This is a genomic window from Klebsiella sp. CN_Kp088, assembly GCF_040064335.1.
GTDB classification, from domain to species: domain Bacteria; phylum Pseudomonadota; class Gammaproteobacteria; order Enterobacterales; family Enterobacteriaceae; genus Klebsiella; species Klebsiella aerogenes.
The window spans coordinates 130,928-154,157 of sequence record NZ_JBEAIQ010000015.1; the positions used below are offsets into that span (position 1 = coordinate 130,928).

The 23,230-nt window shown below is 57.0% G+C and carries 19 protein-coding genes; 9 read left to right on the plus strand and 10 right to left on the minus strand.

The window, feature by feature from the left end; translation table 11 throughout:
• Nucleotides 1-142: 142 nt before the first annotated feature.
• A complete protein-coding gene (locus ABLV08_RS05790; protein ID WP_086557696.1) occupies nt 143-2,194 on the plus strand; it encodes an AsmA family protein in 2,052 nt (683 codons plus the stop codon).
• Between the two features lie 49 nt (nt 2,195-2,243).
• Here ABLV08_RS05790 and ABLV08_RS05795 read toward each other — a convergent pair whose 3' ends face one another.
• The 3 genes from ABLV08_RS05795 to ABLV08_RS05805 form a co-directional block, all read right to left on the minus strand.
• Nucleotides 2,244-3,566: an MFS transporter gene (locus tag ABLV08_RS05795; RefSeq protein ID WP_015703754.1), complete on the minus strand. Its 1,323-nt coding sequence runs from the start codon at nt 3,564-3,566 to the stop codon at nt 2,244-2,246.
• 271 nt (nt 3,567-3,837) lie between these two features.
• A complete protein-coding gene (gene yhjD / locus ABLV08_RS05800) occupies nt 3,838-4,869 on the minus strand; it encodes an inner membrane protein YhjD (RefSeq protein ID WP_020077734.1) in 1,032 nt (343 codons plus the stop codon).
• 107 nt (nt 4,870-4,976) lie between these two features.
• Nucleotides 4,977-5,876 carry a LysR family transcriptional regulator gene (locus ABLV08_RS05805; protein WP_015369250.1) on the minus strand — a complete coding sequence of 300 codons (900 nt, stop codon included), beginning with the start codon at nt 5,874-5,876 and terminating at the stop codon, nt 4,977-4,979.
• Nucleotides 5,877-5,994: 118 nt separating this feature from the next.
• Here ABLV08_RS05805 and ABLV08_RS05810 point away from each other — a divergent pair, with 118 nt between their 5' ends.
• Entirely contained in the window at nt 5,995-6,753 is a 759-nt protein-coding gene (locus ABLV08_RS05810) for an SDR family oxidoreductase (RefSeq protein WP_032713113.1), read from the plus strand.
• 358 nt (nt 6,754-7,111) lie between these two features.
• Nucleotides 7,112-7,720: a response regulator transcription factor gene (locus ABLV08_RS05815; RefSeq protein WP_045365103.1), complete on the plus strand. Its 609-nt coding sequence runs from the start codon at nt 7,112-7,114 to the stop codon at nt 7,718-7,720.
• On the opposite strand, the gene ABLV08_RS05820 is transcribed toward ABLV08_RS05815, so the two are convergent.
• The 4 genes from ABLV08_RS05820 to ABLV08_RS05835 form a co-directional block, all read right to left on the minus strand.
• Complete coding sequence (locus ABLV08_RS05820) at nt 7,717-8,139, minus strand: muraminidase (RefSeq protein ID WP_348855651.1); 423 nt, start codon at nt 8,137-8,139, stop codon at nt 7,717-7,719. The genes ABLV08_RS05815 and ABLV08_RS05820 overlap by 4 nt on opposite strands.
• Nucleotides 8,140-8,214: 75 nt before the next feature.
• On the minus strand, nt 8,215-8,742 hold the full coding sequence (locus tag ABLV08_RS05825) for a GNAT family protein (RefSeq protein WP_348855652.1): 528 nt from the start codon (nt 8,740-8,742) through the stop codon (nt 8,215-8,217).
• Between the two features lie 63 nt (nt 8,743-8,805).
• Nucleotides 8,806-10,464, minus strand: a complete 1,659-nt coding sequence (locus tag ABLV08_RS05830) for an alpha,alpha-trehalase (RefSeq protein WP_015369256.1) — start codon at nt 10,462-10,464, stop codon at nt 8,806-8,808.
• 270 nt (nt 10,465-10,734) lie between these two features.
• Nucleotides 10,735-11,883 (minus strand): iron-containing alcohol dehydrogenase, encoded by a 1,149-nt coding sequence (locus tag ABLV08_RS05835; protein ID WP_020077738.1) that lies wholly within the window; start codon nt 11,881-11,883, stop codon nt 10,735-10,737.
• A gap of 99 nt (nt 11,884-11,982) precedes the next feature.
• On the opposite strand from ABLV08_RS05835, the gene ABLV08_RS05840 reads away from it, so the two are divergent.
• Entirely contained in the window at nt 11,983-12,606 is a 624-nt protein-coding gene (locus ABLV08_RS05840; protein ID WP_032713119.1) for a glutathione S-transferase, read from the plus strand.
• Nucleotides 12,607-12,614: 8 nt separating this feature from the next.
• Here the strand turns inward: ABLV08_RS05840 and ABLV08_RS05845 are convergent, their stop codons facing one another.
• Nucleotides 12,615-13,631, minus strand: coding sequence for a LacI family DNA-binding transcriptional regulator (locus tag ABLV08_RS05845; RefSeq protein WP_032713121.1), 1,017 nt, complete (start codon nt 13,629-13,631; stop codon nt 12,615-12,617).
• Between the two features lie 179 nt (nt 13,632-13,810).
• Between ABLV08_RS05845 and hisD the strand changes: the two genes are divergently transcribed.
• The 3 genes from hisD to ABLV08_RS05860 all read left to right on the plus strand — a co-directional run bounded on the left by hisD (nt 13,811) and on the right by ABLV08_RS05860 (nt 17,918).
• Nucleotides 13,811-15,118 carry a histidinol dehydrogenase gene (hisD, locus tag ABLV08_RS05850; RefSeq protein WP_348855654.1) on the plus strand — a complete coding sequence of 436 codons (1,308 nt, stop codon included), beginning with the start codon at nt 13,811-13,813 and terminating at the stop codon, nt 15,116-15,118.
• A gap of 100 nt (nt 15,119-15,218) precedes the next feature.
• Entirely contained in the window at nt 15,219-16,610 is a 1,392-nt protein-coding gene (locus ABLV08_RS05855; protein WP_032713200.1) for a GntP family permease, read from the plus strand.
• Between the two features lie 210 nt (nt 16,611-16,820).
• Complete coding sequence (locus ABLV08_RS05860; protein WP_348855678.1) at nt 16,821-17,918, plus strand: serine hydrolase domain-containing protein; 1,098 nt, start codon at nt 16,821-16,823, stop codon at nt 17,916-17,918.
• Nucleotides 17,919-17,947: 29 nt separating this feature from the next.
• On the opposite strand, the gene gorA is transcribed toward ABLV08_RS05860, so the two are convergent.
• Nucleotides 17,948-19,300, minus strand: coding sequence for a glutathione-disulfide reductase (gorA, locus tag ABLV08_RS05865; RefSeq protein ID WP_045359206.1), 1,353 nt, complete (start codon nt 19,298-19,300; stop codon nt 17,948-17,950).
• A 72-nt stretch (nt 19,301-19,372) separates the two neighbouring features.
• Nucleotides 19,373-20,215, minus strand: a complete 843-nt coding sequence (locus ABLV08_RS05870) for a 23S rRNA (adenine(2030)-N(6))-methyltransferase RlmJ (RefSeq protein ID WP_015703746.1) — start codon at nt 20,213-20,215, stop codon at nt 19,373-19,375.
• Nucleotides 20,216-20,390: 175 nt separating this feature from the next.
• Here ABLV08_RS05870 and prlC point away from each other — a divergent pair, with 175 nt between their 5' ends.
• Entirely contained in the window at nt 20,391-22,433 is a 2,043-nt protein-coding gene (prlC, locus tag ABLV08_RS05875; protein ID WP_015369266.1) for an oligopeptidase A, read from the plus strand.
• Between the two features lie 7 nt (nt 22,434-22,440).
• On the plus strand, nt 22,441-23,193 hold the full coding sequence (gene rsmJ, locus ABLV08_RS05880) for a 16S rRNA (guanine(1516)-N(2))-methyltransferase RsmJ (RefSeq protein WP_015369267.1): 753 nt from the start codon (nt 22,441-22,443) through the stop codon (nt 23,191-23,193).
• Nucleotides 23,194-23,230 lie beyond the last annotated feature (37 nt).

Consider the following 23,230-nt stretch of genomic DNA (forward strand, 5'->3'; position numbering starts at 1 on the left):
GGCAGGGTCAACCATATTAAAACATCGTTCCATTATTTTTTGACCTGACGCGCAAAATGTGACGAAAAGCGCATTTGGCGGATGAATCCGCGCTCTTCAACTATAGTGAGGAGTGACGAGACGCAAAAGGAGCGGAGAGGGGATGACCAGAACCCGTAAAACGATTGCTATTATCTCGGGAACGATTGTGCTGTTAATCGTTCTTTTTTTCATCGTGTTGGCGACCTTTGACTGGAACCGGCTCAAGCCGACGATCAATCAGAAAGTTTCCGCCGAGCTCAATCGGCCATTCGCCATTCGCGGCGACCTGGGCGTAGTGTGGGAGCGACAGCCCGAGGAGCGCGGCTGGCGCAGCTGGATCCCGTGGCCGCATGTGCATGCCGAAGATATCGTGTTGGGCAACCCGCCCGACATTCCGCAAGTGACGATGGTACATCTGCCGCGCGTGGAAGCGACGCTGGCTCCGCTGGCGCTGCTGAGCAAAACGGTCTACTTGCCGTGGATTAAGCTCGAACAGCCCGACGTCCGGCTGATAAGGCTGACGGAAAACAGCAATAACTGGACCTTTAAATTAGCTTCTGACCCGGCATCCGAAAAAGCCAACCCGCCATCGGCCTGGTCTTTCCGCCTTGATAATATTCTCTTCGATCGCGGCAACATCGGCATTGACGATAAGGTAACCCGCAGCGACATCGCGATCGTGGTCGATCCGCTTGGCAAAGCGCTGCCGTTTAGCGAAGTCACCGGCGCGGGCAACAAAGCGCAGGCGACAAAAGCCGGCGATTATATCTTTGGCCTGTCGGTGAAGGGGCGCTACAAAGGCCAGCCGCTGAGCGGCAGCGGCAAAATTGGCGGCATGCTGGCGCTACGTAGCGATAGCACCCCGTTCCCGCTACAAGGCGATTTTCACTCTGGTAATACCCGGATAGCGTTTAGCGGCACGGTCAGCGATCCGCTTAATGTCGGCGGGCTCGATCTGCGGCTGAAATTCGCCGGCGACTCGTTGCGCGACCTCTACGACCTGACCGGCGTTCTGCTGCCGGAAACGCCGTCCTTTTCCACCGATGGCCGCCTGCGCGCCGACTTTAAACATAAAAACGGCATGCGTTTTGACTATCGCGATTTTAACGGCCGGATTGGCGACAGCGATATCCACGGTTCGTTGACCTATACCACCGGCAAACCGCGACCGAAGCTTACCGGCGATCTGGAGTCTAAACAGCTGCGTCTGGCGGACCTCGGCCCGCTGATTGGCGTTGATTCCGGCGGCGGGGCGAAGAAATCCTCATCACGCAAAGCAGGCGATGCCCTACAGCCGGCGGGGAAAGTCCTGCCGGCCGATCGCTTTGAGACGGATAAATGGCAGGTGATGGACGCCGATGTGCGCTTCAAGGGGCGACGAATCGAACACGGCGGTACTCTGCCCATCAGCGACCTGGCGACCCATATTATTCTTGAACGCGGCGACCTGCGCCTGCAACCGGTGCGCTTTGGCCTGGCCAACGGTTCGATTGCCGGCAGCGTGCATCTGCAGGGCGATAAAAAACCGCTACAGGGCGAAGCCAATTTGCAGGCGCGGCGGCTCAAGCTTAAGGCGCTGATGCCGAACGTTGAAATGATGCAGAAAACGCTCGGTGAGATGAGCGGCGATGTACAACTGCGCGGCAGCGGTAATTCGGTGGCGGCGCTGCTCGGCAACAGCAACGGCAACCTTAAGCTGCTGATGAATGATGGTCTGATTAGCCGCAACCTGATGGAAATCCTCGGCTTAAACGTCGGTAACTTTATCATCGGGCAGATTTTTGGCGATGAGGAGGTTCGGGTGAACTGCGCGGCGGCCAATATTGATGTGGTCAACGGCGTGGCGCGACCGCAAATTTTCGCCTTCGATACCGAGAACGCGCTGATTAACATTACCGGCACCGCCAGCTTTGCCTCTGAACAGCTGGATCTGACCGTTGACCCGGAAAGTAAGGGCCTGCGGGTGATTACTCTGCGTTCTCCGCTGTACGTGCGCGGTACCTTTAAATCGCCGGATGCCGGGGTGAAAGCCGGGCCGCTGATTGCCCGCGGCGCGGTGGCGGCAGCGTTAGCGACGCTGGTCACGCCGGCGGCCGCTTTACTGGCGCTGATCTCGCCGGCGGAAGGCGAGGCGAATCAGTGCCGGACGATTTTGTCGCAGATGAAAAAGTAAGGATGAGATGAGCGATGGCCCTGACGGCAACAGCGTCAGGGCCTGCAACTTACAGCGATTGATGGCGGGTTTCGTGGGTCAACAGCAGGGCGATCAGCGTCAGCGCCGCCATCGCCGCCAGGTAGATACCGACAGCCGGCAGGCCGTAATTGCCCTGCAGCCAGGCGGCAATATATGGTGCGACCGACGCGCCGAGGATCGACGACACGTTATAGGAGAAAGAGGCGCCGGTATAACGAACTTCCGTCGGGAACAGCTCCGGCAGCAGCGCCCCCATCGGGCCGAATGTCAGCCCCATCAGGCTGAGGCCCAGCAGCAGGAAGGCGAAGACCAGAATCGGGTTGCCGGAACCGAGCAGCGGTTTAAAGGCGAACAGCGCGAACAGAATAATCATCGTGGTGATGATAATCATGCTTTTACGACGGCCAAAGGCATCCGCCAGCAGGCCCGCCACCGGCACCATCACACCAAAACCAATGACCGCCATCATCAGCATCCACAGCACTTCGTTACGCGGCAAACCTAAGCCAATCGGCGCGGCAGCGGTACTGAAGGTCATGGAGTAAACGGTCATGATATAGAACAGGGTATAGGTCGCCAGCATGATGAAGGTGCCGAGCACGGTCACGCGCACGTGCTTAGTCAGCAGCGTGCCAAGCGGGATTTTGACCTGTTTTTTCGCCGCCGCCACCTTAGCGAACACCGGGGTTTCATGCAGCGACACGCGAACATACAGACCGATAATGACCAGTACCGCGGAGAAGATGAACGGCACGCGCCAGCCCCATTCCATAAACTGCTGGTCGCTCAACAGCCACGACAGCAACAGGAAGGTGCCGTTGGCGAAGAAGAAGCCGATTGGCGCCCCAAGTTGCGGGAAGGAGCCATATAGCGCGCGTTTGCGCGGCGGAGCGTTTTCCGTCGCCAGCAGCGCCGCCCCGCCCCATTCGCCACCAAGGCCGAGACCCTGACCAAAGCGCGCCAGCGCCAACAGCATCGGCGCCAGAATACCAATGCTTTCATAGCCCGGCAGCAGGCCGATGACCACGGTGGAGATGCCCATGGTCAGCAGCGAGGCGACGAGTGTGACTTTACGGCCTACACGGTCGCCGAAGTGGCCGAATAGCGCTGAGCCAATCGGGCGCGCGACAAAGGCGATGGCGAACGTCGCCAGCGACTGGAGCGTCGCGGCGGCGGCATCACCCTGTGGGAAAAAGATATGGGGGAAGACGATAACCGCGGCGGTGGCGTAAATATAGAAGTCGAAGAACTCAATGGCGGTGCCGATGAGTGAGGCGACGACGACTTTATTACGCGAGTTAACCGGCGTGGCGTCTTGCGCGTTGTCGATAGTAGTGGCTGTGGCTTGCATAGATCTTTCTTATTTTTGAGCGAACGAAAAGCCATATAGCCACAGCAAAAGAGACATTTCAATCTGTAACAAAACTCGCTATCGCGCAAAAAACAGGCAAAAAGCGGATAATTTTCGCCCTGAGAAAATATCTTCTATGAAATGCTTCACATAATTAAAATATTAGAGAATAAAACCAGTTTTAGGTTAAATAAAAGTTACGCACTGGATTTATCTGCTGAAATGATAGGTCGGGCTGAATTTTGCGTCTTTATTCAGCCCGATAATGACTTTAATCGTGGGCTTTGCCCGGCATCCGCTTATCGTCTTTGTACTCCGCGGTCGCAATCCATGCGGCGCAGAAGAGGGTCAGACGGGCGAAGAAGTAGAAGAAGGCCATTAGCCCGAGTACGGAACCAAAGGCGGCGCCGGATGGAGATTTCACCAGCGCCGGCAGCGTCCAGGTCATCACGATTTTAATAATCTCGAAGCCAATCGCCGCAATTAGCGTACCGCGGAACAGCGCTTTGCGGCGTGGACGGTGGCGCGGCAGTCGCCAGAAGATCCAGAAAAACAGTAGATAGTTCGCGAAGATGGAAATCGCCAGACCAATCAGGCGCCATGCGGGTTTCAGCCATTCTATATAATCGAGATACAGCGCGGAGATGATCATCTGCTGTGCGGATCCGGCAACGGAGGTAATCGACAGCGTGATAACCAGCGCGACCAGCAGGCCAATCAGCGAGATCAGATCGCGGAAGTATTTTACCCAGATTTTTTCCTGATCCTGCGGCGTACGTTCCCACACGTCGCGCGACTGGGCGCGAATCGCTTCACGCAGGTTGCCCATCCAGTTAATACCGGAGTAGAGCGCGACCAGCAGGCCGACCAGCCCGACGGCGGTACGCTGCTGTACGGCGGTGTTGATGGTGTTTTTAAGCGTTGCCGCCAGCGTCGGGTCGCTGACGTTTTGCAGAATTTTATCGAAGATGTCCTGCAGCAGGGTCGGATGCCAGGCCAGTACGAAACCAGCGGCGGCAAATGAGACCATCAGAATGGGGATCATCGACAAAAATGAGAAGTAGGTGATGGCTGCGCCAAACTGATTGCCAAGCCTGTCATTGAACCGCTCGGCGGCACGCAGCAGGTGGGCTATTACCGGATTGCGCTGAACTTTGGCCGCCGTTCCGGTGACCGTTTTCAGCGCCTGGTTAGCTTTCTGCCCAACGGCGGAATCGTTGATGGCGGCGAGCGTACTTTTGTTTTTCTCCGGCTGCTGGCCCGTTTCCTGTGGCGGTTGGCGATCGTCGTTTTCCGGCGTCATAAGTGATTTCTTCCTTTCTTTACAGCGATATTCAGCCAAAAGTATACCTTAAACGACGCATCTTGCAGGCGCCCATCGGCCCGACGGGCGTTGACGACCCGCGCCGATTAATCGACATAACCTTTCATCAATCCGCCCAGCCACTCCATAAAGAGATGCACGCGGCGGGAGAGATTGCGCCGATGTGGATAGATAATCGACACCGGCATCGGTTCGGCGCGGTACTGCGGCAGGATCTCAACCAGCTCGCCGGTACGCAGCGGTTCACGTACGGCAATGCGCGGGACCTGAATAATGCCGAGCCCGGCCTGGCAGGCGGCCTGGTAGGTTTCGGTGCTATTGACGGTCAACACGCCGCCGGTTTTCACCCAGCGCACGGCGCCGTCGCTGACAACTTCAAAGCCTGACTGCCGCGCGCCGAAGTTGCTGGCGTAGTGGATCAAGGCATGATCCGCCAGATCGTCGAGGCTTTCCGGGTAGCCGAAGCGCGCCAGATAATGCGGACTGGCGCAGTTAATTTGCGTGAGTTTGCCGAGCGGGCGGGCGATGAGTCCCGAGTCTTTAAGCGTACCCACCCGGATCACGCAGTCGAAGCCTTCGCGCACCACATCGACCAGCCGGTCGCTACTGCTCAGTTCGATTTCAATGCCGGGATACTGTTGTAAAAACGCGGGAAGTTTCGGGATGACCAGTTTTTTGGCGACGCTGATCGGCATATCGACACGCAGGCGGCCGCTAATGCTTGACGGATCGCCCTGAAACATACCATCCAGTTCTTCGAGATTACTTAGCAGGTCTTTGGCGCGTTCGTAATAGACCATGCCGTCCTGCGTCAACTGCACCCGGCGGGTGGTGCGGTGCAGCAGGCGAGCGCCGAGATGGCTTTCCAGCGCCTGGATCTGTCGCGATACGCTACCTTTGGGCAACCCAAGGGTATCGGCGGCGCGAGAGAAACTCTCCAGTTCCGCGACACGAATAAAGAGTTGCATTGCGTGAATTTTATCCATGCTTACTGCCTATTGTTGTTGATACTGAAACAGTAAAACGTAATTTAGCCCATTTATTGTTACTACGTCTGCTAATAAGCTCTTTATTCACACACACGTAATGACGAAGGGGTTTCTGATGACACAACGTATCGCTTTAGTAACCGGCGGCAGCCGCGGTCTGGGAAAAAACGCGGCGCTGAAGCTGGCGGCGAAGGGAACCGATATTATTCTGACTTACCACAGCAACCAACAGGCGGCGCGGGAAGTGGTGCGCGAAATTGAGCAAACAGGAGCGAAAGCGGCAGCATTGCCGCTGAACGTCGGCGATGCCGCCAGTTTTGCAGGCTTTGTACAACAGCTGACGCAATGTCTGAAGGAGAAGTGGCAGCGCGACAGCTTCGATTATTTATTGAACAATGCCGGCATCGGGTTGACCGCGCCGTTTAGCGAGACCAGCGAAGCGCAGTTTGACGAGTTGATGAACATCCACTTTAAGGGACCGTTCTTCCTTACCCAGCAGCTGCTGCCTTTGCTCAAAGACGGCGGGCGCATTCTGAACGTCTCCAGCGGGCTGGCACGCTTTGCACTCCCTGGCTATTCCGCTTATGCGGCGATGAAAGGCGCCATGGAAGTGTTAACCCGTTATCAGGCGAAGGAGCTCGGCGCTCGCGGAATATCGGTTAATATCATCGCCCCCGGCGCAATTGAAACCGACTTTGGCGGCGGCGCGGTGCGCGATAATGCCCCGCTTAACCAGCATATTGCCGCCCAGACGGCGCTAGGCCGCGTCGGCCTGCCGGATGATATCGGCGATGCTATCGCCGCGTTGCTGAGTGACGAGCTCGGCTGGATGAACGCCCAGCGCGTTGAGGTTTCCGGCGGCATGTTTTTATAATGATCACGCCCTGCGCATAATAGCGTAGGGCGCCTTCATATTGTGCTTTTTATTATTCCGTAACACTCTTTTGCATCATGCGTATCGCTGATTTTCAGCGGCTCGATTACACTGGAAGAAATAATATTATTATCCTGTTATCTATCCGCTTAATTAAGGAATTCCTCACATTAAATGTAATAAATATTATGAATGAGTAATCGTTCCGCGCTGGCGTGTAACTATTCATCATCATGATGTTTATATCATCTCCTCCATCGGTAAAATGGCTTAGGTCATACGGCGAGTTCTTATTTTTGTCGGCTGATATTACCCTTCACCCACTTTTAAAAGGGGTATTTTCGATGGAGAGCAGTCCATGCAAGTAATCATGTTTGACAGGCAGTCAATATTTATTCATGGAATGAAGGTCGGCTTACAACAACGTATTCCTGAAATTAATATTCATAGCACCTGTCAGGCAGAACAGCTGTGGCAACTGCTCACGGCTCATCCGCAGGCGCTCCTCATGCTTGATGGCGACCTGAATAGTGAATTTTGTTGCTGGTTGCTCCAGGAGAAGCAGCAGCGTTTTCCGCATGCCAAAGTATTATTAGTGGTTTCGGATGATAATAAAAGCTGGCTGCAACGGGCGCTGGCGTGGAACGTGCGCGCCATTGCCCAACGTGAGGATAGCGCCGATATGTTTGCCCAGATCATTAATAGCATCATGTTGGGCATGATGTGTCTGCCTGGCACATGGTTAATGACTTCGGCGGATCGCGGGAAAAACGCTGTACATTTAAGTCGTCGCCAGCAGGAAATTTTAAAACTGCTGGCGGAAGGCAGCTCTAATAAGGAAATTAGCCGTACGTTAAATATCAGCGCCGGGACCGTGAAAGCGCATCTTGAGTCGTTATATCGGCGGCTGGATGTGAAAAACAGGACCCAGGCGGCGATGGCGTTTAACAACGTCGGTGAAAACTAACTGGCCTGACAAAACCACTCGCACTCCTGCAGGCGGAAGGCGTTATCGCGGTCAATTTTCCGCCATATCGTCAGCGCCTGCGTCATCTTGTGGCCGTTAAGATAATGCAAAATAGCGTCCAGCTGTGGCTGGGCGCTGCCATCTAAACTGAATACCAGCGCCAGCAGGGCATCGTACTGCGGCTGAGTCAGTTCCACGACCAACCTGCTCTGTAGAATCTGTTGGCACTGCAGCAGGTCTACCGTCAATAGCATCATCGCCAGTTCAGCGGTGATGGGCGTCTCTTTCTCATCTTCATCAATAGCGTGGCCATAGCCGACCCGCCATTGGCCAAACTGGTCCTGATATGGCAGTAGCGCCAGCCCTTGCGTTTGCTGAATAAATCGCAGTCCCGCCAGGCTTAACGTGGTGATAGTCATGGTCTTTTCCTCTATTGTTGGCGGCAGTGTAGAGGAAAAGCGGGGTCGCCCCCATTCGCCGGATGGCCCAGGGCCTTATTGGTAATCGTGGCGCATCAGGCCAAACAGCCAGTCATTGTGCCAACGGCCATGTAGCCAGTAGCTCTCGCGTAGCTCTCCTTCCTGTATAAATCCTGTTTTTAGCAGCAGCTGTTTTGAGGCCTGGTTTCCGGCGGTGACGCTGGCGGTAAGACGACGAATGCCGCCTGTAGAAAATGCGTAATCACATAGCGCACACAGTGATTCATATCCATAGCCTAGCCCCTGCGCCTGTGGGGTGAAGAGAAAGCCCACTTCGGCGATATCATCATCGTGATGGCAATAGCCGGTCAGGCCAAGGGGCGTATGGCTTTGCCGATCGCGAACCACCAGGCATAGCCAGTGCGAGGACTTAGGCGACCAGAGCGGCAGGCGTGCATCAAACGCGGCGCGGATATCGGCGATGGGCCGGTTATCCGCGACATAGAGCATCACCTGCGGATCCTGTTGCAGGCTGAGAAAAAAAGACCAGTCGTCAAGCTGCAGCGGCGAGCAGCGCAGCCGCGGCGTAAGCAGTTCGGGCATGTTGTCGGCTCTGGCAAAGGGAAAGTAAAACCTTAGCAGCACAGCCTGCCGACGGAAAGTGCCTTAAGAAGACCTCGGCTCGCCGTACAGGCTGATAAGCCGCCGCACCACGCCGTTGGTCCAGCCGAAGCCATCCTGCAGCGGATATTCCCCGCCGCCGCCCTCATGTGGTACGCCGCTGGCGATATGATATTTCTCAATCAGCTTGTGGTGTTTGAGATAAAATTGATTCACCGTCTGCAGCCAGCTCTGGGCGATTTCATCGCCAAGCGGGTCGTGGCCGTACATTTTGAATCCCTGTACCGCCATCCACTGCAGCGGCGCCCAGCCGTTGGGTTTATCCCACTGTTCGCCGCTTTCATATTCCGTCGCCATGATGCCGCCAGGGGTGAGCAGACGCGCGCGTACGGCATCCGCCAGCCGTTCGGCCTGGGCGTGGGTCGCCATCCCGACATAGAGCGTGACGATGCTGGCGGCGGAGAACAAGGCCAACTGCTCACGGCGCCAATCGTAATCGCGAAAACAGCCGCACTCTTCATCCCACAGGTAGCGGGTAACCGCCTCCCGGCGCGCGTTGGCTTTACGGCGAAATTCGGCTTCAGCCTCGCGATCGCCCTTCAGGCCGGAAAGATTGGCGATAGTATTTTCCAGCTTAAACAGAAAAGCATTGAGGTCGATGGGAATAAACTGGGTGGTGCGGATACTCGCCAGCCTGGTGATATCGCGCAGCCAGCGGCTTGAGTAGTCCCAGCCGGAAGCCGCGCCGGCGCGCAGGTCACGATAGACCTCGTTTGGCGGCCGGCCGGAATGCTTCGCCGTTTCGACATCTTCTCGCCAGGATTCATCGCGCGGCGTATCACGGTCGTCCCAGTAGCGGTTAAGCAGTGAACCATCAGGCATACGCACCACGTGACGGTAGGCCTGGTTAGGGATCAGCGATTCCGCGCCGTCCATCCAGAAGGCGTGCTCTAATTTGAGATGGTCGAGATAGCGGCGCGCGCCGCGAACGCCATCTTCCTCAAACAGCTCCACCATCAGGGCGAATACCGGCGGCTGGGAGCGGCTGAGATAATAGGTGCGGTTGCCGTTGGGAATGTGGCCGTAGGTTTCAATCATCCAGGCGAAGTTGTCGGCCATGCATTTGAGCAAATCTTCACGGCCGCTTTCCGCCAGCCCCAGCATGGTGAAGTAGGAATCCCAGTAGTAGGTCTCGCTAAAACGCCCGCCGGGGACGATGTACGACTGCGGTAGCGCCAGCAGCGATGACCACGGAATATGATCCTGCGGTTCACGGGTGAGCACCGGCCACAGCTTATCAATATGCTCTTTTAGCGTCAGTTTCGGGTCAGAGGTGTAATCATCGGCATGGCTATCCGGTAGCCAGAAGTTATCTTCCACAAACTGACGCAAATCGAACTCCGGCGTACGCTTAACCCGCCGGTAGTGCATCAGGATATCCAGCGGATCGTGTTTCGGCGCGCAGTCGGGAAAGGTTTTGCTATCAAGAAAAATGCGCGACTTTTGTACGTTAGTAAACAACTCGAGATAGCGGTCGGCGGGGGTCAGGGCGTCAGACGCCGGTAGCCCTTCGATGATCTCCGGCTCCGGTTCGGCGTCGAACATTTCATCCAGTTTTAACTCATACGGATCGGCTTCGTAGCACGGATCGTTTTCGATCCTCAACTCGTCGTCATCAACGTTGCGTAGTTTCTGGCTGAACATAGCGATACAGGCCTCCGGATAGCGTGAGTTTAGGGGCCGGGCATGCCCGGGCTCTCTAATAAGCGTAGACACTCGCTTCGGTCTGCGGAAGATAAACTGTGCGTCAGGTCACGCTTTTCAGTGCATAAAAATGGCAGGTAAGACGAGCAGGTCTTTGAAATTAAAGGGTGAATATTTACCGTTGTCGTGGATGCGCGAAAACGAAATTCGGAGCATTCATTATGCAACAAAATTTGAACCGCCCCGGGTAAACGCAGGCGGTTGGCTCGTTTACTCCCAGGCGGCTTCCAGCATCTCCAGCAGTTGCTCTGACTCCAGCGTGACCGGATTGGCTTTCATCGACGATGAACTACTGGCCGCCAGCGCGGCGGGTTCCAGCGCTTCACGCGGCACGCCGAGGTCGCGTAAATTGCCGAGCCCCGAGCGCTGGCTCCATTCGCGCAGGCTTTGCCAGGCGTCATCCGGCGAGACGCCGAGTCCGGCGGCGATCCACTGGCGCACGTCGAGGAAACGCTGGCGCAGCGCCGGATTGGTTACCTGCGACTCATTGAGTTCCAGCCCAAAAGGCAGCAGGCAGCCGCAGAGCGCGCCGTGGGAGGCATCGCTTAGCCCGCCAAGCGGCCCCGCAAGACCGTGAACCACACCCAGCCCGGCATTGGCGAGCGCCAGCCCGCCGCACAGGCTGACCCATGCCAGCTCGTCGCGGCTGTCGGCACACTCTTTTTCCATCAGCGTTTTTAACGCGGCGATGCCGCGGGGGATCGCCTCCCGGCACAGGGCATCGGTGAAGGGCGTCGCCCGGGTGCACAGCCAGGGTTCGATAACCTGAGTTAAGGCATCAAGGCCGGAGCCGAGGGTGACGGCGCGGGGGGCGTTATCCGTTAACGCCGGATCGACAATCGCCAGCTGCGGCAGCATGCGATCGTCGCGCAGGCTGACTTTGCGCTGCTGCTGCGGGACGTTGATGACCGCGTTTTTAGTGACCTCCGCGCCGGTGCCGGACGTTGTGGGAATAGCGACAAACGGTAGCGGGCTGGCTTCCAGTATTCTCCCCGTTCCGACGACTTCCAGATAGTCGATGGCAGGCCCGCTTGCCGGGACCAGCGCGGCAATGGCTTTACCGGCATCAATGACCGCGCCGCCGCCGAGGCTGACCACCGCGCCGACGCCGCGCTCGCGCGCCAGCCGTACGCCGCGTTCAATATCGTCCAGCGTGGGTTCATTGGCGATAGCAAAAGTGCTGACCTGAAGATGCAATGCGGTCAGTTCGTTCAGTAAAAATTGGGCGCGATTTTTGGTCGCGCCGTGAACCAGCAGCACCGGGGCATCATATTGTGCCAGCCACGGCGCGGCGCTGCGGGCCTGCCCGCGGCCAAAGCGGATATTGCCGGGCGTTAAAATGTTGAAGGGAGTGACCATGTGTAAGGGTACCTGTAGTGGATAATTATTCTGCAATCCACTATACACATTATCCGGCAAGCTTCATGTCTGCCATATTACGAAAAAGGGTTGCTGACGATGATAAGAATCTTGGGTAAACGCTCGTCTATTAACGTGCGTAAAGTCCTCTGGACCTGCGAAGAGGCGGGTATCGAGTATCAGCAGGAAGATTATGGCAGCGGCTATAGCCCGCTTGATACGCCGGAATTTTTGGCGCTGAATCCAAATGCGTTAGTGCCGGTGCTGGTGGATGACGATTTTGTCCTTTGGGAGTCGAACAGCATCTGCCGCTATCTGGCGCGTAAGGTCGGACGTGACGATTTACTGCCCTCGGCGTTGCGGGCCGCGGCGCAGGTAGAACACTGGATGGACTGGCAGGCGACGGAGTTTAACAGCGCGTGGCGCTACGCGTTCACGGGGCTGGTGCGTAAAGACCCGCGTTTTCAGGATCCGGCGGCAATTAAAGAGAGTATTGCCGCGTGGACGCGCTGCGTACAGATTGTCGACAATCAGCTACAGCGCACCGGCGCGTGGCTGACCGGCGAGACGTTTACGCTGGCGGATATCGTGCTGGGGCTTTCGGTTCATCGCTGGAAAATGACGCCGTTCGCCCATCCGGAGATGGCAAACGTCGAACGCTGGTATATGGCCCTTAACCAGCGCCCGGCATTTATGCGCCACGGCAATAACGGCGTAGCGTAGCCGCTGATTTAGCGTTGCGGGCGGGTACTGCCCCTGACGATAAGCTTCCCTTGCAGGACATGCTGAACGGCGCTGGTTTCAGCCGCGCCTAGCTGCGTTTTCAGCACGGCGATGGCGGTATCCACCATTTCCGATAGCGGCTGGACCCAGGTGGTTAAATTTATCAGCGGCCAGCTGGCCATGGCGATATCATCGAACCCGACGATGGAGATATCTTCGCCCGCCTTCATGCCCATTTCGCCGACAACCACATTGAGGGCGGCGATGGCCATCATATCGTTGGCGCAAAATAGCGCGTCCGGCGGCGTTGGTAGCGCCATCAGCCTGCGGGTGGCGTTCATCGCTTCTTCTATCGACCACATTCCGCTATCGCGCAGCATCGGGCGGGCGCCGCGGGCCTCCAGACGCTGTCGAAAGCCTGTCTCACGGTCGCGGCTGGTAGAGGAGGTATCTCTACCGGCAACAAATGCCAGCTGCTGATGGCCAAGATCCAGCAGGAAATCGGCAATCGCGGCGCCGCCAGCCAGGTTATCGCTGGTGACGCTGGAAACCGACCGGCTGTCGTTTTTGCGGTTGAGCAGCAGCACCGGCAGGCCGAGCTGCTGGCATTCATGAGCAAAGTGTGAAGAAAGGCTGCTGGACACCAGCACTAGCGCTTCAACACGATGACGCAGAATCTCTTCCATGATGGGGGTAGTGTCATCATCGCGGTACATCGAAAACAACAGTACCCGGTATCCCATCAGGTTCAACGCCTGTGACAGTTCATCCAGAACCGCGGCGTAGAAGGGATTCACCAACCCCGGAACGACAACACCAATAAGCGTTGAGCGGCGGGTGATCAGCGACTGGGCGATAAAGCTCGGACGATAGCCCAGCTCGGCGGCGATCTTACGCACCTTTTCTTTGGTGGCTGGCGAAATTTTCGCTCCTTCGGTAAAGGCGCGGGATACCGCAGATTGCGAGACGCCAGCCGCTTTCGCGACATCGTAACTGGTGACTGCTCGTTTGTTTTGACCTGCCATTCCGTTGCCTCTCCTGACCCATGCCCCGCCATTATGCGTGAATCTTCCCCCCTGTCACTAATTTTGCGATCTCCGTTGCATTCGAATGCATTGCTGCTTCACATAACATTTTATTCACGCCAGGATGCAAGTGAATTCGAATGCATTAGCATTTCATTAACATCATAGTGAGGCAAGTTATGGCTATCTGGCTCAAGCGCGGTGCGGAATCTGAAGCAGTGAAATCTCACGACCGTACGGTTCGTGAAGCGGTAGAGAAAATCCTGGCGGATATTGAAGCGCGCGGTGACGCAGCAGTGCGCGAGCTGTCGATTAAGTTCGATAAGCTCGATCGCGCAAACTTCCGCCTGTCGCAGCAGGAAATCGATGACTGCTATGCGCAGCTGTCGGATCGCGATATTGCTGATATCCGCTTTGCGCAGGAGCAGGTGCGTAACTTCGCTCAGCACCAGCGCGACAGCCTGAAAGATATCGAGGTTGAAACGCTGCCGGGCGTCATTCTGGGACACAAAAATATTCCGGTCAGCGCGGCGGGCTGCTACGTGCCGGGCGGGAAATACCCGCTGCTGGCGTCGGCGCATATGTCGATTATCACCGCGAAAGTCGCAGGTGTGCCGCGCATTGTCACCTGTGCGCCGCCGTTTAACGGTAAACCGGCGCCGGCGATTGTGGTGGCGCAGCATATGGCGGGGGCCGACGAAATCTACTGCCTGGGGGGTATTCAGGCCGTGGCGGCGATGGCCGTCGGTACCGAGAGCATCGCACCGGTGGATATGCTGGTGGGGCCGGGCAACGCCTTTGTCGCTGAAGCCAAACGTCAGCTGTTTGGCCGCGTCGGTATCGATCTGTTCGCCGGGCCGACGGAGACCCTGGTCATTGCCGATGAAAGCGTGGATGGTGAAATCTGCGCCACTGACCTGTTAGGTCAGGCTGAGCATGGTCCTGATTCCCCGGCGATTTTGTTGACGACCTCGGAAGCGCTGGCGCGCGAAACGCTGGCGGAAATCGATCGTCTGCTGGCGGTGCTGCCCACCGCGGAAATCGCGCGCCAGTCGTGGGCGAAGTTTGGCGAAATCATTGTGGCTGAAGACCGGGAAGAAATGCTGAAAATCGCCAATGATCTGGCGTTCGAACATGTGCAGGTAATGACCCGCGACCCGGACTGGTTCCTCGAAAATATGCAGAACTTTGGCGCATTGTTCCTGGGACCTCGTACTAACGTGGCCTACGGCGATAAAGTCATCGGCACCAACCATACCCTGCCGACGCGTAAAGCTGCGCGTTATACCGGGGGGCTGTGGGTTGGGAAGTTCATCAAAACCTGCACCTATCAAAAGGTTCTTACCGATAGCGCCTCCGCGCAGATCGGCGAGTACTGTTCGCGTCTGTGCGCCCTCGAAGGTTTCTCCGGCCATGGTGAACAGGCCAACGTCCGCGTGCGCCGCTACGGCAATAAAGACGTTCCTTACGCTGGGATTCCTGAATAACCCGTAAGGTCTGAAACGGGAAGCGGGATACGCTCCCCAACTTAACATCGGCCGCCCGATAACAAGGAAATAAGCGGCGGCCATGCTGACGGATAACCCTATGGACGTATTGATTGCCTTACTGGCGTTAGGATTGCTGATGCTCGCCGCCTATCGCGGCTATAGCGTGATCCTTTTTGCCCCTTTGGTTGCGCTCGGCGCCGTATTACTCACCCAGCCAGCCGCCGTTGCCCCGGTATTCAGCGATATTTTCATGGATAAGCTGGTCGGGTTCGTAAAACTCTATTTCCCGGTATTTTTACTGGGCGCGGTCTTCGGGAAATTAATTGAGTTTTCCGGATTCTCCCGGTCAATCGTGAGTGCTGTTACCCGGCTGATGGGGCAAAACAAGGCGATGCCGGTGATTATTCTGGTCTGCGCGTTGTTAACCTATGGCGGGGTTTCGCTATTCGTGGTGGTATTTGCGGTCTATCCCTTCGCCGCTGAGATGTTCCGCCAGAGCCAAATTCCGAAACGGCTAATGCCTGCGACTATCGCGCTGGGCGCCTTCACTTTTACGATGGATGCGCTACCGGGTTCGCCACAGATTCAGAATATTATTCCGACTACTTTTTACGGTACGACCTCCTGGGCAGCGCCCTGGCTTGGGGTGCTGGGTTCCGCATTTGTGGCTATTGGCGGCTGGTTATATCTGGAGGCGATGCGGCGTAAAGCGCAGCGCAGGGGAGAAGGTTATGGAAGCGAGTTGATAAATGAACCAGAAACCCCGGCAGACCTTAACTTGCCGCACCCGGTGATCGCGCTGCTGCCGTTGATTATCGTCGGCGTCGCCAACCTGCTGTTTACCTGGCTTATCCCTCAGGCGTACGGTAGCCATTTCCTGATTGACCTGCCGGGACTGAAAGCGCCGATGGAAAGCGACGTGAAGAAGATGGTGGCGATTTGGGCGGTGATGGCGGCCTTGTTGTGCGGAATTATCACTATCTTCCTGTTTGCCGGGCGTAGCCTGAAGGGTAAGCTGGCCGACGGTAGCAAAGTCGCCGTTGGCGGCGCTATGCTGGCGGCGTTGAATACTGCATCAGAGTATGGTTTTGGCGGGGTGATTGCCGCGCTACCGGGCTTTGTTCAGGTGGCCGATGCGCTGAAAGCGATCCCAAATCCTTTACTCAATCAGGCGATTACGATCAATATTTTGTCCGGGATCACCGGTTCATCCTCCGGTGGAATGAGTATTGCCCTGGCGGCGATGGCGGATCGCTTTGTGGAGTCGGCCCATGCTGCGGGGATCCCGCTGGAAGTGATGCACCGTGTGGCGTCGATGGCGGCGGGCGGCATGGATACATTGCCGCACAATGGGGCGATCATCACTTTGCTGGCGGTGACCGGACTGACGCATCGCCAGGCCTATAAACCGATCCTCGGCATCACGTTGTTTAAAATCCTCGGTGCCTTTTTCATTATCGGCGTTTACTACGCCACCGGACTGGTATAAAGCCCGGGCCGTCGGCTGTCTGTGCCGACGGCCTTATTTATTTTTCAGCGTATTCGCTTTGCGCCGGCGGGGTAATGCCGCTACGATCCGCGTCTATTTTTTATCTCATCCCAAAAACGCGCGGCAGGTAGGTGGAGTTTGAACAGGCGGTTAGGCCTTGTGCTATTGGCATTACTGTTGGTTTCAGGCTGCGCCGGCACGCTGTCGCAAATGAGCCCTCCCAGCAATGAAACCAGCCTGGTGGGGCATAACTGGCAGCGGCTTTCCGTCGATACTTTCGTCAGCCAATACATGCGCGAGAAGCAGGTCAGCGGCGTGGTGGTGGCGATTATTCATCACAACGGCCCGGCGGAGTTTCACTGCTTCGGCGTGACGGATGATAAGCAGCGCTACCCGATAACCCCGCAAACGCTTTTTGCCCTCGGTTCGTTAAGTAAAGGTGTTACCGCTGAAGTGGTGACGATGCTGGTCAACGAGGGGCGTTTGCACTGGAGCGATACCCTGCAAACCCTGCTGCCGCCGGGGACCGTCCTCAGTGAAGATGCCCGCAAGATAACCTTACTGCAGCTGGTCACTCATACCTCCGGGCTGCCGCGTCAGCCGATGAACATGCTGTCGCTTGAGCATCTGTTGGCCTATCTCAACAACGGTGAAAACTTTTATCATGAACTCGATGCCGACGGGGTGCTGAGCTATCTGAGCAACTTCAATGCGCCGCTGGAGCGCGAGCCGAGTTACTCCAACCTGGGTTTTGCGATACTTGGGTATCTTCTCAAATACCAAACCGGCGAATCGATTGAGACGCTGGCGTCACGGATGATCTTCCGGCCATTGGCTATGGGGAATATCAGCTTCCTGCCGCAAACGTTGCGTGAATATCCGTGGCGGGCGCTGGGACACGCAGGCGATCAGCCGAAGTTTAAACCGCGCGGCGCGCTGACGCCGGACTGGCAGTTCACGAATAATATGGTTGGCGCGGCGAGTCTGTACAGCGACGCCGGCGATCTGATTAACTATGCCCGCGCTCATTTCGCCCCCACGGGGCAGGCGGCACTGGATCGGGCGTTTAAAGACGTTAGCGTTGATTATTATCCGCGGCGGGTCGAAGCGGCGAACATTGCCTGGGTGACCGACACATTTGGTCGGCAGCGATTAACTTATCAGGTGGGATACATCGGCGGCTATTCAAGCTATATCGGCTTCGATAAAGCGAATCAGAATGCGGTGGTGGTGCTGCAAAACAGCTTTAACTGGAGTAACTACATCGGCCATCAGATCCTACGTAATCTGGTGACGGAGTCAAAATGAAGCCCCGTCCTGAGACGGGGCTGTGCGGATTAACGCATGGTGACGAACTCTTCCGCTGCGGTCGGGTGAATGGCGACGGTATTGTCGAAGTCTTTTTTGGTGGCGCCCATTTTCAGCGCCACCGCAAAGCCCTGCAGCATCTCATCCATTCCGAAGCCGATACCGTGAATACCGACAATCTTCTCTTCCGGGCCGACGCAGACCAGCTTCATGCGGCACGGCTGGCGGTGAGAGGTCACGGCGGTATACATTGCGGTGAAGGACGATTTGTACACCTTCACGGCGTCGTCGCCGTACTGCTCGCGCGCCTGCGGCTCGGTTAAGCCGACGGTGCCGATTGGCGGGTGGCTGAAGACCACGGTCGGGATATTGCTGTAGTCGAGGTGCTCTTCCGGCTTGTTGTTAAACAGGCGTTCGGACAGACGACGGCCTGCGGCCACGGCGACCGGCGTCAGCTCGACGGCGCCGGTATTATCGCCCACCGCGTAGATGCCCGGTACGTTGGTGTTCTGGAACTTATCAACGATGATGTAGCCTTTATCGTTGGTTTTAACGCCCGTTGCCGCCAGGTTGAAGTTATCGGTCGCCGGTTCGCGGCCAATCGCCCAAATCAGGCAATCTACGGTCTGGCTGCGGCCATCTTCCAGCTCCAGAGTCAGGCTGCCGTCGGCATTCTTGACTACCGCTTTCGGAATAGCGTTCGTGTGCAGCTGTGGGCCTTCGGCGTTCATCACTTCCACCAGAGTCTCAACGATCAGCGGATCGAAGCTGCGCAGCGGCGCGTGTTTACGCACGAACAGGTGCGTTTCGGCGCCGAGGCCGTTAATCACGCCAGCCAGTTCAACGGCAATATAGCCCGCGCCGACTACCGCTACGCGCTTCGGCAGCGCCGGCAGTTCGAAGAAACCGTCGGAATCAATACCGTATTCCACACCTGGAATGTTCGGGTGGCTCGGGCGGCCGCCGGTGGCGATCAGGATATGATCGGCGGTAATGGTTTCGCCGTTGACTTCCACGGTATGGGCATCGACAAAGCGCGCGAAACCTTTGATAACATCAACTTTATTCTTACCCAGCACGTTGTCGTAAGAGGTATGAATACGGTCGATATAGGCGCTGCGGCTGGCAACCAGCTTATCCCAGTCGAAATGGTTGATGGTGGTATCGAAACCGTAATCCGGGCCATACAGGTGGATTGCTTCGCGGATCTGCGCCGCATGCCACATCACTTTTTTCGGCACGCAGCCGACGTTAACGCAGGTGCCGCCCAGCTCTTTGGCTTCAATCAGCGCGCACTTCTGGCCGTACATCGCCGCACGGTTAATCGAGGCGATACCGCCGCTGCCGCCGCCGATGGCGAGGTAATCATAATGTTTGCTCATGCCCATATGTCCTTAATCGTTAATTGCCGCGATTGTAGCGCGAGGCTTAAAAGGTTCCACCGATGGTTGCGATTACTCCGGTACGATCCAACTCACGGTCGCGTGACCGGTACCGGCTGGAACCAGTTTGCTGTGCAGCCACGGCAGCACGTTATTCATCTGCTGTTCCAGCTTCCACGGCGGGTTGATGACGATCATCCCGGAGGCGGTCATGCCGCGCTGGTCGCTGTCCGGACGCACCGCCAGCTCGATTTGCAGAATTTTGCGAATACCTGTGGCTTCTAAATCTTTAATCATGCGTTTGATCTGCGCGCGCAGCACCACCGGATACCACAGCGCGTAGGTGCCGGTGGCGAAGCGTTTATAACCTTCGTTGATCCCGGTGACCACCGCCTGATAATCGGTTTTAATTTCGTACGGCGGATCGATAAGAATCAGACCGCGACGGGAAACCGGCGGCAGCTTGGCCTTCAGCTGCTGATAGCCATCGGCTTTATCGACGCGCGCGCGGCTGTCTTTCTGGAACTCGGCGCGCAGCAGCGGGAAATCGCTCGGGTGCAGTTCGGTCATCTGCAGGCTGTCCTGCTCGCGCAGCAGCTGGCGCGCGATAAGCGGCGAACCCGGGTAGTAACGCAGTTGGCCGCTGCGGTTGAAGTGTTCGACGACCGAAATATACGGCTCCAGTTCGGTCGGTAGATCGTCCTGCTGCCAGATACGGGCGATGCCTTCAAGATACTCGCCGGTACGTTCGGCGTGCTCGCCGCTCAGCTGATAGCGGCCCGCGCCGGCGTGGGTGTCCAGGTAGAGAAACGGTTTTTCTTTCTCTTTCAGCGATTCAATGATCAAACTCTGAACGGTGTGTTTAAGGACGTCGGCGTGGTTGCCTGCGTGAAAGCTGTGGCGATAACTGAGCATGGATGCAGAGATTCCGGAAATAAACAAGTTAACCGACAGTTTACCGCAGTTCGCCCAGGATTGCCGCTGTCGCACCGCCTGTCATTGAAATTCCTGCAACTATCCCCCATTCTAGATCTCATGCAAAAGCGCCGGAACGCGCGCTTCATTCACCCTCTTCAACAGGACAGCGCATATGACCAATCCATTACTGACGCCTTTTTCATTGCCGCCATTTTCTGCAATTAAACCGGAGCACGTGGTCCCTGCGGTCACCAAAGCGCTGGATGATTGCCGGGCCGCGGTGGAAAGCGCGGTGGCGCACGGCGCGCCGTATAGCTGGGAAAATCTTTGCCAGCCGCTGGCGGAAGTGGACGATGTGCTGGGACGCATCTTCTCGCCAATCAGCCATTTGAATTCGGTAAAAAACAGCCCGGAGCTGCGTGAAGCCTACGAACAGACGCTGCCGCTGCTCTCCGAGTACAGCACCTGGGTCGGCCAGCATGAAGGCCTGTATAAAGCCTACCGCGACCTGCGCGACGGCGATAACTACGCCACGTTGAACACCGCGCAGAAAAAGGCGGTCGATAACGCGCTGCGCGATTTTGAATTATCCGGGATTGGCCTGCCGGCAGAAGCGCAGAAACGCTATGGTGAAATCGCCGCGCGCCTCTCTGAGCTTGGCAATCTGTACAGCAACAACGTGCTTGATGCCACCATGGGCTGGAACAAGCTGGTGACCGACGTCGCCGATCTCGCAGGCATGCCGGAAAGCGCGCTGGCCGCCGCTCAGGCCCAGGCGCAGGCGAAAGAGCAGGAAGGATATCTGCTGACGCTGGATATTCCGAGCTATCTGCCGGTGATGACCTACTGCGACAATCAGGCGCTGCGCGAAGAGATGTATCGCGCCTATTCCACCCGCGCCTCCGATCAGGGCCCGAACGCCGGGAAATGGGATAACAGCCCGGTGATGGCGGAGATCCTCGCGCTGCGTCACGAGCTGGCGCAACTGCTGGGCTTTGACAGCTACGCCTTTAAATCTCTGGCCACCAAAATGGCTGAAAATCCGCAGCAGGTCCTCGATTTCCTGACCGACCTGGCAAAACGCGCGCGTCCGCAGGGCGAAAAAGAGCTGGCTCAGCTGCGTGCTTTCGCCAAAGCCGAGTTTGGCGTCGATGAACTGCAGCCGTGGGATATCGCTTACTACAGCGAAAAACAGAAACAGCATCTCTACAGCATTAGCGATGAGCAACTGCGCCCGTATTTCCCGGAAAACAAAGCCGTTAACGGCCTGTTTGAAGTAGTTAAGCGTATTTATGGCATTACCGCCAAAGAGCGTACCGATGTCGATGTGTGGCATCCGGAAGTGCGTTTCTTCGAGCTGTATGACGAAAATAACGAGCTGCGCGGCAGCTTCTATCTTGACCTGTATGCCCGCGAACATAAACGCGGCGGGGCGTGGATGGACGACTGCGTCGGCCAGATGCGTAAGCTGGATGGTTCCCTGCAAAAACCGGTCGCTTATCTGACCTGTAACTTCAACCGCCCGGTAAACGGCAAACCGGCGCTGTTCACGCACGATGAAGTGATTACCCTGTTCCACGAGTTTGGCCATGGTCTGCACCACATGCTGACCCGCATTGATACTGCTGGCGTTTCCGGCATCAGCGGGGTGCCGTGGGATGCGGTCGAGCTGCCGAGCCAGTTTATGGAAAACTGGTGCTGGGAGCCGGAAGCGCTGGCGTTTATCTCCGGGCATTACGAAACCGGTGAACCGCTGCCGCAGGAACTGCTGGAGAAAATGCTGGCGGCGAAAAACTACCAGGCGGCGATGTTTATTCTCCGCCAGCTGGAGTTCGGTCTGTTCGATTTCCGTCTACACGCGGAATACTCGCCGGAGCAGGGGGCGAAAATCCTCGAGACCCTGGCCGAGATTAAAAAGCAGGTCGCCGTGGTGCCGGGCCCAACCTGGGGCCGCTTCCCGCATGCGTTCAGCCACATCTTTGCGGGTGGCTACGCGGCGGGCTACTACAGCTACCTGTGGGCCGATGTGTTGGCGGCGGATGCCTTCTCGCGCTTCGAAGAAGAGGGAATTTTCAACCGTGAAACCGGTCAATCATTCCTCGACAATATCCTGAGCCGCGGCGGTTCCGAAGAGCCGATGGAGCTGTTCAAACGCTTCCGCGGGCGCGAGCCGCAGCTGGACGCGATGCTTGAGCATTACGGGATCAAAGGCTGATTGCTACGTGAAGATCTGCTTAATTGATGAAACAGGCGCCGGTGACGGCGCCTTATCTGTTTTGGCCGCCCGTTGGGGGCTGGAGCATGATGCAGAGAATCCGATGGCGCTGGTGCTGACGGACGAGCATCTGGAGCTGCGTAAGCGCGATGAGCCAAAGCTTGGCGGCATCTTTGTCGATTTCGTCGGCGGCGCGATGGCTCATCGCCGCAAGTTTGGCGGCGGCCGCGGTGAAGCGGTAGCCAAAGCGGTGGGTATTAAAGGCGATTATCTGCCGGATGTGGTTGACGCCACCGCCGGCCTGGGGCGCGATGCCTTCGTGCTGGCGTCGGTCGGCTGCCGCGTGCGGATGCTTGAGCGTAACCCGGTGGTCGCCGCGCTGCTCGACGATGGTTTGAAACGTGGCTATGCCGATGCGGAGATCGGCGGCTGGCTGCAGGAGCGCTTACAGTTGATTCATGCATCCAGCCTCAATGCGTTGACCGATATCACCCCGCGTCCACAGGTGGTGTATCTGGATCCGATGTTTCCCCATAAGCAGAAAAGCGCGCTGGTCAAAAAAGAGATGCGGGTATTTCAGTCGCTGGTGGGGCCGGATTTAGACGCCGATGGTCTGTTGGCGCCAGCGCGTCAGCTGGCGACCAAACGAGTGGTGGTGAAGCGTCCGGACTATGCGCCGCCGCTGGCGGATGTCGCCACGCCTAACGCGGTGGTGACCAAAGGACATCGGTTTGATATTTACGCCGGTACGCCGGCGTAATTTTTCGCCGTTGTGATATCACCCGGATAGCGGCGCA